Annotated in this window: 7 protein-coding genes; 6 read left to right on the top strand and 1 reads right to left on the bottom strand. The window is 44.3% G+C overall.

What is annotated here, in order from left to right; translation table 11 throughout:
• Positions 1–15: 15 nt before the first annotated feature.
• From HMPREF0650_RS06985 to HMPREF0650_RS06965, 6 genes are all read left to right on the top strand, one after another.
• Entirely contained in the window at positions 16–210 is a 195-nt protein-coding gene (locus tag HMPREF0650_RS06985) for a hypothetical protein (protein WP_040562775.1), read from the top strand.
• Positions 211–287: 77 nt separating this feature from the next.
• On the top strand, positions 288–905 hold the full coding sequence (locus HMPREF0650_RS06980) for an OmpH/Skp family outer membrane protein (protein ID WP_004349517.1): 618 nt from the start codon (positions 288–290) through the stop codon (positions 903–905).
• Positions 906–1,106: 201 nt separating this feature from the next.
• Complete coding sequence (locus HMPREF0650_RS06975; protein WP_004349516.1) at positions 1,107–3,488, top strand: carboxypeptidase regulatory-like domain-containing protein; 2,382 nt, start codon at positions 1,107–1,109, stop codon at positions 3,486–3,488.
• A gap of 166 nt (positions 3,489–3,654) precedes the next feature.
• A complete protein-coding gene (locus HMPREF0650_RS06970) occupies positions 3,655–5,793 on the top strand; it encodes a M6 family metalloprotease domain-containing protein (RefSeq protein ID WP_040562772.1) in 2,139 nt (712 codons plus the stop codon).
• Positions 5,794–6,925: 1,132 nt separating this feature from the next.
• Positions 6,926–7,087, top strand: coding sequence for a hypothetical protein (locus HMPREF0650_RS13120; protein ID WP_155813603.1), 162 nt, complete (start codon positions 6,926–6,928; stop codon positions 7,085–7,087).
• Between the two features lie 57 nt (positions 7,088–7,144).
• Positions 7,145–11,794: a T9SS type A sorting domain-containing protein gene (locus tag HMPREF0650_RS06965; RefSeq protein ID WP_004349513.1), complete on the top strand. Its 4,650-nt coding sequence runs from the start codon at positions 7,145–7,147 to the stop codon at positions 11,792–11,794.
• 471 nt (positions 11,795–12,265) lie between these two features.
• Here the strand turns inward: HMPREF0650_RS06965 and HMPREF0650_RS06960 are convergent, their stop codons facing one another.
• Positions 12,266–13,432, bottom strand: coding sequence for an aldose epimerase family protein (locus tag HMPREF0650_RS06960; protein WP_004349511.1), 1,167 nt, complete (start codon positions 13,430–13,432; stop codon positions 12,266–12,268).
• Positions 13,433–13,452: the final 20 nt, after the last annotated feature.

The following is a 13,452-nucleotide window of genomic DNA, read 5'->3' as shown; positions in this document are numbered from 1 at the left end:
CAAATATAATAAGAAATGTTGAAAACATTACTTCTTAGCATGTTAATAATTGCAATATGTATTGCATTGATGGCTGTGAAATTGATTTTTCAGAAGAATGGAAAGTTCGATTCCATGCACATACATGACAGTGACGCTATGAAAGAACGTGGCATTCATTGTGTGGTAGATCAAGACAAAGAGGCAAGAAAGCAGAATAAGGCGTTTTGAAATGGATGTCATGGGCAGCATGCTGTCATGCTCATGAAACAAAATAATATGTAAACAATTAAATATCAAAATATAAAATGAAGAAAAAGATTATCCGTTCGGTAGCGGTTGCAGCACTCGCAACACTGGCTTTCACGGCATGTGACAATTCAAAACCTCAGGTTGATAAGAAGTCAGAAGGTACAACAGCTGCTGTTCCTACAGACATGAAAATTGCCTATGTTGAGGTAGACAGCATCATGACCCAGTATAAGTTCTGCAAAGACTATAGTTTGATTTTGCAGAAGAAGGGGCAAAACATTCAGAACACGTTGGCTGGAAAGCAGAAACAATTGGAGCAAGCAGCTGCTAACTTCCAGCAGAAGCTTCAACAAAACGCATATACTCGTGACCAGGCAGAATCCATTCAAGCTGGATTGCAGAAGCAAAGTGCCGATCTTCAGGCGCTCAATCAGCGTTTGAGCAATGAGTTTCAAACAGAAACCGATAAGTATAACAAGGCTCTCCGCGATTCTATTCAGCACTTCTTGGCAAGCTACAACAAGGATAAGAAGTATAGTCTTATCCTTTCCAAGGCAGGAGATAATCTGCTGTATGCCGACAAGAGCTATGACATCACCAAGGATGTGGTTGCTGGTTTGAACAAGGCTTATAAGCCAATCGACACAAAGAAAAAAGCTGACGCAAAGAAATAAGAACGTTTCTTTTGCACAGTTTCCTATATTGTCATTGTACATGATAAAATCGCGAGCACCTTGTTCGCGATTTTTTTTTTGCTTAATTCAGCAAAACTTCAATGAGAAAGTAGTGAACGTTCATGAGTAATTGATGGGATTTTAACAGGTTTGTAATATGATATAATTATTTTTGGCGCGAACAAATCTTATAACCATTGTATGATGAAAAGGTGGATTGGCACTTGTATGCTGTTGTTAGTTGTTTCCATGGCCATGATGGCACAAGGAAACAGAACGCAAAGGGTATTGGGTAGGGTGACGGACGTTCATGGAAATCCGTTGGCTGATGTTAGTTTGAGCATTGTAAACGCGGAGCCTTCAATCACCCAAACCACAGATAAAGCGGGTCGTTTTGAACTACAAGTTCCGATGGGCAGGCAAGTTTTGCGGGCCAGTTCAGTGGGCTACCAGGACAAGGAGATCAGCTTGTTGTTGGTTATGGGTGAAGAAGTGTCACTTGATGTCAAACTGGAGTCTGCCACTTATAATCTCAAGGGCGTAGAGGTGAAGCGATATTACAACAAAGCTCGGCCCCTACAGCAGCTTGCCTATGCAGGCGCTCGCAGCTTTAGTGTGGAAGAAACAGAGCGATATGCGGGTTCGTTAGGCGATCCAAGCAGGATGGTGAGGAGCTTTGCAGGCGTGATGCCCATCAATGATTCGCGTAATGAGATTGTGGTGAGAGGCAACTCGTCATTAGGGGTTCAATATCGATTGGATGGGATTGAAATTCCAAATCCTAACCATTTCAACGCCGGACTGGGAATGACGGCTGGACAGGTAACTGCCCTTAATATGAATGTTGTTACCAACTCTGATTTTTTGTTGGGCGGTTGGCAGGCAACAAAAGGCAATGCACTTGCGGCAATCTTTGATTTGAATCTGAGAAAAGGCAATCCCAACAACCATCAAATGCGCTTCCAGATGGGCTATAATGGGGCCGAACTCATGACAGAGGGGCCGATGATCAAGGACGGTTCGATGACCTATCTTGCCTCCTATCGTTATTCCATCCCAGAGTTGGCAAGCTATGCCATGAAGATTTTCGGCAAATCCATGGCCGTTGTGCCAAGATATCAAGACCTAACAACCAAGATAGATTGGCGCATCCACGAGGGTCACACGCTTTCATTAATTGGCATTGTAGGTACTAGTAGCATTCATCTCAAGACATCAGAACTCTCCGGGGCGGGTATGACCGTGCAAGTTGACAATCTATCGTTTGACCAAAAGGTTAACTTACGCAGTGGCTTGGCATTGTTAGGTATGGTCTATCATGGGCAACTGGCTGCTCGGACCGATCTTCATGCCACACTTTCTTGGAACTACAATGATATAAAGATGAGAGTGTACAATAAGGAAATGGCCAATCAAGAAGACTTTAAAATGATTTTTACGGATCTAACCAAGGAACATAAACTCTCGTTTTCGGCCGACATCCGTCATCGATTATCCACGCATCACGACAATCTTTATGTGGGTACGGTTGTCGATCAATATTTTCTCAATATGTTCAATGAGGTGGAAGATATACCCTATCCCCTCAATGACGATACAAGCACATTATCCCTTTATCGCGCTTATGCGCAGTATCAGCATTTGTTCAGCGATGCTTTTACTGTCACTGCAGGCGTACATGGTAGTTATTTGCCCCTGAATGGTAACTATGCTTTGGAACCACGCGCTGCTGCTGAGTTGAAACTTGGTACCCATCACACCATTGGCCTCGCAGGAGGCCTTTACAGTCAGTTGCCTCCGCACACTTTTTTCTTTGTCAGAGAGGCCGATGGTCATTATTCGGACAGCAATCATCACTTGGGTTTTTCCAAGAGTTGGCATGCAAACCTCTCGCACAACTACCAAATTAACAAGGATTGGCGTGTGCATACAGAACTATATTATCAATGGCTTTTTGATATTGCGGCTGAGAACAAAGCCTATGGAGTGTCGCTACTCAATTATGGAGCAGGCGAAAACTCCATGGAACGCATCGCCGGACTTCGCAATATTGGCAGGGGACGAAACTATGGACTTGAACTTACGGTGGAAAAATTCTTCAGCAAAAATTATTTCTTCTTGATGTCCGGCACCCTCTATCGCTCACGCTATACCGACCCAGTACTCAACCATGAATTCAGCACAGTGTTTGATGGTGGTTACATCCTCAATGTCACTGGTGGGTTTGAATGGCCTGTGAGCAGCAAGTGGACCCTCTTTGCCTCACCTCAGTTGGCGCTCTCGGGTGGCTTGAGATACACGCCTGTTGACGAGGTGGCATCTCAAGCGACTCACGACCAGGTGTACCAATACGATAAGTGGTATCAAGAACAAATGCCTGTTTACTTCAGATTGGACACTCGTTTGGGCGGCAGACTGAATGGTAAGAAGGTCTCACAGGAGTGGGGAATTGACTTAATTAACCTCACCGATCGAAAAAATATAGCATACATATTTTATGATATTGACAAAGGTGCGTATGTGTCACAATATCATTTCTCCTTTTTCCCCATGGTAGTCTACCGCCTGCATTTTGGTCTGTAAGCTCAAAAGATGTCCATTGGTGAGCGTGCATGATGCTCTTGTCACGGTTTTGAAAGCACAAAGCATGTGAACGTACGTGCTTAATGGTTATGTACTTCTTATTTGAATCTTCGCGATGATTTTAAAAATCTTTTCATTATTTTTGTCATCAAATAGAAAGTATGGCATGAAAAGATTATTCTCCGTTTTATTATTTATATGGATGACGCAGTGGGTTGTCGCCATACCAGTCAAAAAGAGCGGGTGGAAAATCATTCGTCTTGCGAGTGGAGTGGAGGTTAGAGCAATGTTCAAAGGCGATGAATACCTGCATTACATGGAGGCTGAAGATGGTCAGAAATACGTTTTAGACGAACAACTTCAGGCTTATCAACCTGCCGATTTCATGACCTTAGCAAGAAAAACTGCTGCAAAAAGGCGCAGATTAGCCGTTCGTAGACAGGCAAAGACACGGGCTTCCTTAGGCGAAAAGCACGCTGGCTATGAAGGAAAGAAAAAAGGTTTGATGATTTTGGTGGATTTTGAGGATGCCAAATTCAACGAAACGCATACAAAAGAGCTTTACCAACAGATAACCAACAAGCTGGGATTTGTTCACAAATTAGGATTTAGAGGTAGTGTAAGAGATTATTTCCGCGACCAGAGTAGAGGGAAATTTGATTTAACCTTTGATGTTGTAGGCCCCATACGCATGAAGAAAGGCTATGCTTACTATGGTGCCAACGACCGTGAAGGTTACGATATCCGTCCGCAAGAAATGATACAAGAGGCCTGCTTGGGTGCAGATGCGGAGGTTGATTTTCGAGATTATGATTGGGACAACGATGGGAAAGTTGATGCGCTGTACGTGTTGTATGCCGGTCAAGGGGAAAATTCAGCAGATGGGCAAGATTCCAAGCGCGTGTGGCCTCACCAGGCGGAGCTGTCTGAAAACAACTTTGATTTTAACTTGGATCAAGTAACCATCGATTCTTATGCCTGCGGTCCTGAATTGTCTTCACGAACAAAAATTGAAGGTATCGGAACCATCTGTCATGAGTTTTCGCATGTGTTAGGACTTCCTGACATGTATGACACGCTCAATAGCGAGGCTTATGGCATGTTTTCATGGGATGTAATGGATCAAGGAAGTTACAACGGTGATGGCTTTGTTCCGGCTGGTTATACCAGTTATGAACGTACTTATTTAGGTTGGTTAAATCCGATAGAACTAACCAGCGACCTCACTGTTACGAATATGAAGCCGCTCAGTGAGCAAGGTGAGGCGTATGTCATTTACAACGAAAATAATAGAAACGAATATTATCTGTTGGAAAACAGGCGCAAAACAGGTTGGGATGCAGGACTTGGCGGAGAAGGATTGCTGATTCTGCACGTTGATTTTGATGCCAAGACATGGGCCGATAATACTGTTAACAGTCAGAAAAATCATCAGAGATGTACCATTTTTCATGCTGACAATTCGGATGCTTACCTTGACAAATTCGGAATTTATAGTGCCTCAGAGATTGCAGGCGATGCTTATCCGTTTAGGGCTAATGACAGTCTGACTGCCAACTCTAAGCCTGCGGCTCGCTTGTTCAATGCGAACAGGTGGGGAACCTATTTCATGCATAAGGACGTGAATGAGATTACAAGAAATGAGGACGGAACCATATCTTTTCGCTTTAAGGTGGTTGCAGCCTCGACGAAACCGAATCAGACACCGTCTGATGGCATTCTATTCCATGAAACATTTGACCTGTGTAAGGGTACAGGTGGAAATGACGGCAAGTTTAGCGGGCAAGTGGCCCGAAGCATGAATGATTTCATGACGGATGTGAAAGGCTGGAACGTTCCATCTGGTGCCGCATACGGTGGCGATCGATGTGCAAAGTTTGGCACTTCATCAAAGAATGGTACCGTGTTTTCACCCGAATTTGATGCGCACGGTAATGACACACTCATCTTCGTAGCTGCACCTTTTGGAAAAGATGAAAACACGTTGGATGTACGCGTCAACGACTCGCTGTTGGGTGTCTTTACATTAGAAAGGGGGAAGTGGACTACCATCAAGGTTCCTTTCACGGGAACCGGAGCGACGACCATTCAGTTTGTACCTTACAACCGCTTTTTCTTGGATGATGTAAAGGTGATAGGACCTACGAGAAAGCAGGAAACTGGCATCAAACAGCTTGATGCGAAGCTCGACACTCATCAGCCTTCCAAAATTTATAATCTCAATGGGCAGTTCGTGGGAACAAAACTCGATGCCCTGCCAAAGGGGATATACATATCGAATGGAAAGAAAATTCTGAAATATTGAGCTAACAGTCAACCGACCGTCTTAAGGGATTTTGAGCTGTAGGGGCGTGATTCATCACGCTCCGAATTGTAGGATGGTGATGGATCGCATCATGCCTGCAATCAGCTTGTCTATTTCATGAAATATTTTTACATGCGCCTTCAATACTCGCGTATTTGCAACCAACAGGAAGGTAGTGCGCAAATACGCAAATTATAGGCTGGTTTCATATTCTGTTGTGATACAATGAGTTACTGCGATGAAGGGCTTTTTCGATTAAAAGGTGAATCCATTATTGGGCCAATAGCATGTTTGTTGACCTCCAATATGCATGCTATTATGCAACAAAGTCATATTGGTTGGAGGCCAATATGTTATTACTAATACGGCAATAGGATGCAAATTGGGAGAAACACCGTGTTCCGTTGCTGTGAAAAACGGTTTTTCAATGTTTTGAGGTGCATAAAAACACCTCCTCAACCTTCGCATTTTTTCTATTTTGAAACTTGAAAATTTTGAAATAAACGGACAAGTGATGATTGTCTTTCCTCTCTAAAAAAGCGTTTTGTAACTACAGAATGGGCTCCTGAAGGCGTGCTGTTGTCTGTGTAGCTCGACAACGTGGCATAGCAAAAAAAAATTGATTGTCTCACGACAACCAATCTTCATTAACCTTAATAATCTAATACCATGAAAAACACAATGCAAAGGTAGTAAAATATTCCATTCGTGCAAGTTTTCTGGTCTATACAGGGTGTTTTTATAACATAAATTATATTTTCATTCTACCATTTAAACTTCCTTTGCATCCTTCAGGGCTGTTCTCACATATTTTTATCCCTTTTGTATTTCCTTGAATATTGCTTGCAGATTTCAAGTATCATTTGATTTTTTGGATGTAGTTGCATAAAGCGATGTTTTTGTGTTTCATTAGATTCCATATAACAAAGTTGCTACAATTTCAATAAGATGTGCAACTTTTATGTTAATATCTTGTTGAATTAATAGAGTTAATCAATATTTATGTATAATTAACGATTCGGGGGGGGGTAATTTTAACAAAACTTCATAATTTTGCACCGATTATTAGAACGACTTATCCACATTTTAAAGTCGTACTTAATTTTAAAATGTTAAACTAAATATAGATTTTATGAGGAAAAGTTATGTAACGCCAAGTATCTTATTGCTTCCCCTGCAAGTCGGACCCAATGCGGGAGTGAGTGGTGAAGACAATGGGGGTATGAAACCCATTGGTGCAAAGGACGGAGCGTACGACGAAGACATCGACATGAATGCCGGATGGTTCGACTGATGGCATCAATGCTGTATGTATGTTTTGAAACAGTAAAAAAGATTTAAAGAAAATGCAATGAAAAATTTTACTTCTTCGAGGTCGTATAGACCTCAAGTGTGGCAACGCTGCCTGCTCATGCTCGCCATGATGCTCACCTTTGGAGTGGCTGCTTTTGCCCAAAGCTACACCTACAAAGTGTCAAAGATAGACATTGGTTGTGGAGCGTCTGGGGGATCTGTTACGTTAAGTGTGACAGGCACGAGCGGAGTTAAGCCTAATGGCTCAGCACAACTTCGTAGGCCAGGTAATCCCACCAGCGTCATCACAGTAAATGGTGTACAGCAGTTGGATGATGCCAATTTGCGGCAGTCGTCAACCGATCCTAACACGTGGACTAAAACATGGTATAACCTTTCAGAGGGCACATACGACGTGTACTTCCTTATCACTACTGGCAAAAAACAAGAGTATGCTGGTCGGGTAGAGGTAAAGAAAATCAACGAAACGTATTATACGCCTGACATGGACTGTACCCAGTCGGATCCCTATTGCACTTCCAGGGGTAGAAACAATGGAAGCATTGAGGTAAAAGTGCACAATGGTTTAGGTCCTTTCCACTTTACGGCTGAAATAACAAGTACAGATGGTACGAAGAAAACACTGACATCGGGCGCTTCTCCCACCAACGAACGTACCTGGAAAATAGAAAACCTTTCGGAAGGCGATGAAGTGAAGATAACCGTGGCAGATACACAAAATGGTATATGTCCCACTACTGCAACGGCAGCTACGATCACAAGAAAAATGGGAAGAGCCAGTGGCCCGGGTGTGACACATACGTCAAGTTATTATCGTGAATATTTAGGTAACTGCCAGTTTAATGATTATGTACGCTTCCGAGTTTCTGGTGGTACGGCAGAGTCGACGCAAGAACAGATAGAGCTGATTAAGAAAACGGCTCGGCTGACTTTTCAAAATCAAGAAAATGCAGTGGCAAAATTGGAATATGATGAGAGCAGGAGCGGTACCTCAGACAATAACACATATCTAACTTTCAAGGTTATCAATACGGGAATTGACTTTACGGGTCGATCTTTATCTCTGAATTATGAAGACTTGTGTTCTGGATCTATGACAAAAGTGTGGGGAACGCTTACCAGAGTAGTCGACTTTGGTGCTCCGGCGTCTGACCACTTTCTCAGGGAGTCTATGAAACTGACACCCACCGCCAGCGTAGAAGTTGACAATAACTGCAATACCAAGAGAAACTACACGCTAAGTTATGACATCACGGGGGAAAGTATTAAATACTATTTCCCCACGGGAACAAAGGCGCAAATCCAACAAAAACAAGGAGATGGCAGCTGGAAGACACTGCCCATCAATGTGCCACTCGATGGTGTACCCCTGTTTGAAGAAGCACCGCGTCGCAACCTTAATCTCAACGAGTATGGTGCTGGCACTTACCGCATCGTATATACCGATGGATGCAGCACGGTAGCACTTTCAAAGGAAGCTGTTATAGCAGATCCCCCACTAAACACTTTAGTGATAGAAAACGATAACGGGCAGCTGCGAGGCAAATGCTTTTATGGCATTCATGGGAATGCAGGTGGAACGGCTATATATACTCCTGACTATACCGACAATGTGGATATCAAGATTGAGAGAGCTGATGGTGCTTCAACAGGTACATACAAGGTTACGGAGTTCCTCAGTGATGTAGAATATGATTATACGTTGAATTTTCCTATTATTCTGAAAAACTTTGCACCTACCAGGGTTTTAAAAGATCAGTATGGCAAGAAAACAGGAGAGTATGTTCTTTATGATATGCCGATAGGAAAGTACAAGATTACTTTGCAGGACCGTTGTGGACATCCTTCTGAAACTTATCCATTGGATATTGCAGGTGGTCGTAAGTATAGTCCTTGTAATACCGATGGGTACAAGAACGGCTTCAAGATATTAACAGGATGTGATAGGAACGACGTACTTATGAACTTTGGCATTTGGAATGCTGGTGGCTGCCCTGATTGGATGGAAATGGATTACTATCCAGGTTGGTGCACTGATGACCAGAAATATCCTATGGGTCCCCAAGAATATAAGGAAAATAAGAAACTATGGGTAGGAACGTTGAGCTATTTTGAGGCAAGCATAGATGTACATCAGCCAAAGGATGAAAACGATAAGAAATATTCCGTGCTGATGGGTGAGTATATCCCTTATGTTCCTGGGACACATATCGGTCAAAATAATTTTGCTATCAAGTCATTCAAGATACCACTTCCTTCCGCCACGGGCAACGGTGCTTTTGAGGTTCAAGGTGCCATGTGCAATTTGAAAGATCCCAACTCTGGTCTTATCAGCGTGGGCATCAGGCGTGGACTTGAAGCAACTTATCCTTTGCACTACGAACTCAAGAAAGCCACCGAGAAGAATAAAGTGATAGTTCCTGTTGGAGAAGTTCTAAAGACAGCGCACATCACCGAAGATAGGGGTGCAGACGCATCTCTTCGCGTGTTTAGTGGACTTGCAGAGGGATGGTATCAAGTAACTGCACAATATAATTATGGTAATGGCTGTCCTGCACAGGTGTCAAACGTTTATATCTCTCCTGTAGGAATTCCTGAAGTAGAAGCAGAGTGGACAGAGAAATGCTATGGGCAGGGATTAGCTCCCAACCATTTGGAAATTCCTGTTTCTACCTATATGTATGATGTGACATGGACTCGCAAAGACCTTGACACAGGCGAGACGGTGGAGGTTGGTACAGGCAACGCCATAGATGCTACTTTCCCCAAAGCAGGAAGGTATGAGTTCACCGTAAGTACCATGTTTGCACAATCTATACCTAATTGTGCTGGCAGCTCTGGCGGCGAACGTAAGGTAATCATCACTGTTGGTGACTGCACGGGACCGATGGAGAAAAACCTTTGGGTAGGTAATGAGGACAATAAGTTTGAGAATCAAAACAACTGGACAGTCAAAGTGCCAGGAGATGGTGAGGACGTGGTATTTGCTACCGAATCGAACAATGCCAATCCTAAGAACCCTGCACAGAAAGGAGCTGCCAAGAATGATTGCGTATTGCCAGAAGGCAAGGTGCTGACCATCGGAACACTGGAGAACCAGTCGGACAAGGCACTTGTAGTATCGAAGAAGAGTAGTGTGGTTGTTTCTACTGCGTTGGTAGGTTACAATCAGCCAGGCGATGCCAAGAAGTTGGTGATTAAGACCGACGAGAAAGGAACGGATGCTGGCGGTTCGTTTGCTGTATCGTATGCCGATCCATGCAAGTCTGATGTATATGCAACGGTAGAACTCTATGGACGTGGACAGAAGACTGGCAACGAGAATGTGAAGACTAAAGACAATCTTCAAGGCTCGCCAACCTACGGCCGCATGTTAGAGTCGGAGCCTTACTCATGGCAACAGATTGGTATTCCTGTGACGGACATGACACCAAGTCCTGTATTCAAGGGTTCTTACCTGCAATACTATTCCGAGGCCAAGAACAGTCCGAAACAGTATTACCAAAAGTGGAGCTGGATGGCTAAGGGCGACGCAATGTCGCCATTCGTGGGCTATCAGCTGACACAAGATGCACCGAAGGTATATGCCTTGACAGGTAAGTTGAACCTGTGCGACCACAACTTGACACTGACACGCCAGGCTGCGGAGGTCACAAAATCTACTTCTGCCAACGTGGGCGAGAAGCACTGGGGATTGGGACAAAATATCTTTGCCAACTCTTACACAGCTGCCATCGATATTGCCCAACTTAACTTCCCTGATGAAGTTGATCCTACAGTGTATGTGTACCATACGGGTAGTTTCAACAACTGGTATGAAAATAAGACGACCAACGGAACGCAAGATTTGAATGTGGCAGCAGGTGGCTATCTGGCTGTTCCTAAGAACTCGGCATCAACCATTGGTTACAAGTCGATACCTTCTATGCAGGGCTTCTTGCTGAAGTTCACCGACGCAGCGACCAAGGTGAGTGACGTGCCTGCAACAGTTACTATTCCTTACCAAAGTGTGGTGAAGAACGAACGGGCAGCTATGGCGAAACCTTTTGAGGTCACAACGAAAGAGCCTGGAGCCGTGCAGATGATTTTGGAGAGCAGCAAGAGCAGCGATGTGCTTTGGCTCATCGAGGCAGAAGGCACCACCGACCGCTACGACCGTGGTTGGGATGGTCGCAAACTATTGACCAATGCACCTGCCAGTCTGTATGTACAAACTGTTGATGGACAGATGCAGGTGAACGCAACTGCCGACCTCACGCAGCAGCAAGTTACTGTAGAGGGTAGCGACAACGAGTTGTACACGTTGACCATCCGCAAGAAGAACCTGCCACAGTACGAGCATCTGAAGTTGGTAGACTACACCACTCGTCAGTTGGTTGACTTGCGTGAGGATGTTACCTCTTATTCTTACACCATGCGTCATACAGGTGTGGATAGCAACCGCTTTAAGTTGGTGAACACCACGGCAACCACTTTCGGCAATTTGCCTACCGAGATTCAAGGGGTAACGACGGCAACTTGGAATGGTCCGGCTGTTGTGTACACCGTGTCGGGTGAACGCGTGGCCAATGTGAACCAGCCTGAAGACCTGAATCGCCTCAAGGCTCAACTGCCAAACGGTGTGTACATCGTTTCGATGCAGGTGGATGGTAAGACGGTGAGCCAGAAGATGGTTATCACGAAGTAAGCAGTAAGCTTCATTCAATGCTACAATATGTGGGCAGCGGGCGCAAAGCTCGTTGCCCATATTTTTTAGGTCTTCGTCGTTGTGTCATCTGTGTTCAATTCAAACATACAGGGTAGCAGCAAACCTACAAGTTCATGATGGTGAAGCGACGAAGTTAGAATCGTTGTAACCCGCATTGTTTTATGAGGATATGATCTCTTCTTTGTAAGGAGAGATTCTTTGGTTTAGGAAGATGCAAGGTAAGCATCCGATATTTATAGCGCAACGTATATATGTAGCAGACATAAGAGGTTATTATTCAATGGCCGTAGGGTAAATAGGGGATGCTTTGTAGTATTAGATGCTGCCGTTACATTGCTAAAACGAAACCATGGATTGTAGTAAAGACTAAAGTAGGAGATAAACCTCCATGATGGGCGTTTATCTCCTACTTAATAGTGTTGATGCGGAACATTGTTGCCGCAGCTATGTTTATCTTACACTAAACTTATAGGCAACGTGACTGAAATATTTCTCACCTGGCTTGAGGTAAGGTGAAGGCCAGTCTTTCTTGTTCGGAGAATCAGGGAATTTCTGTGTTTCCAAACAAACTGAGGCACGCTGTGGGTAGGCGATGCCCTTTTTACCGGTGACACTGCCAGAAAGGAAGTTGCCAGAATAAACCTGGATGCCAGGTTCGTTGGTGTACACTTCCATGTAGATGCCCGACTCGGGAGAGTACAAACTGGCAGCCACCTTGGTGTCGTCACCCTTACCGTCCTTGTAAGTGTTCAGCACATAGTTGTGATCATACCCTCTACCATATTTGAGTTGTGTGAAGGTAGTGTCGCCGATGGTTTCATACAGTGCGTGACGCTTGGTGAAGTCCATGGGTGTGCCATAAACTGGTTTAATCTCTCCGGTTGTCATGAAGGTACTGTCGCATGGTGTATAGTTGTCGGCATTGACATAAAGAACCATGTTGGTACCAGCCTTTGACGGATCGCCTGAGAGGTTGAAGTACGAGTGGTTTGTCATGTTGATGACGGTTTCTGCGTCGGTGGTGGCCTCAAACTTCATGTCCAAGGTGTTGTCGCTGGTTACGGTGTAGGTAACTGTTGCTGTTACGTTGCCAGGGAAGTTGTTGTCACCATCAGGAGAATGCAAGACAAGCTGAAGCGTTGAATCGTTCAACTGGTTACCTTCGTATACGGAATATTGCCAGCCTGAGGGGCCACCATGCAAACAGTGTCCGAAGTTGTTGCGTGGCAATTGAATCTTCTTTCCTGCAACTGTGATTTGACCCTGATTGATGCGGTTGGCATAACGACCAATAGCTGCGCCGAAATCGCTGGCGTTATTGACAGAATCGGCATACTGCGCAATGTTGTCATATCCTAAAACGACATCGGTAGCAACACCGGCTTTGTTGGGTACGCAGATTGACACGACGCGTGCACCAAAGTTTGTGACGCAAACTTCCATGTCATTGCTGTTCTTTAAAACGAACAGCTTAACTGGCTTTTCGTTGAGTGTTGTGTCAAATTTGGCGGGGTCAAGACCGGAAACGGTTAATTTACTGTTGTTACTGGACGAGCAAGCCGTAAACAGAGCCATGGCAAATGCTGCGCCCACGAATAATCCTTTAGTTAGTTTCATCTTGAATGTTTTTGGTAATA

Source organism: Hoylesella buccalis ATCC 35310, assembly GCF_000177075.1.
In the GTDB taxonomy this organism is placed as follows: Bacteria; Bacteroidota; Bacteroidia; order Bacteroidales; family Bacteroidaceae; genus Prevotella; species Prevotella buccalis.
This window is presented reverse-complemented; position numbering and strand designations above follow the sequence as displayed.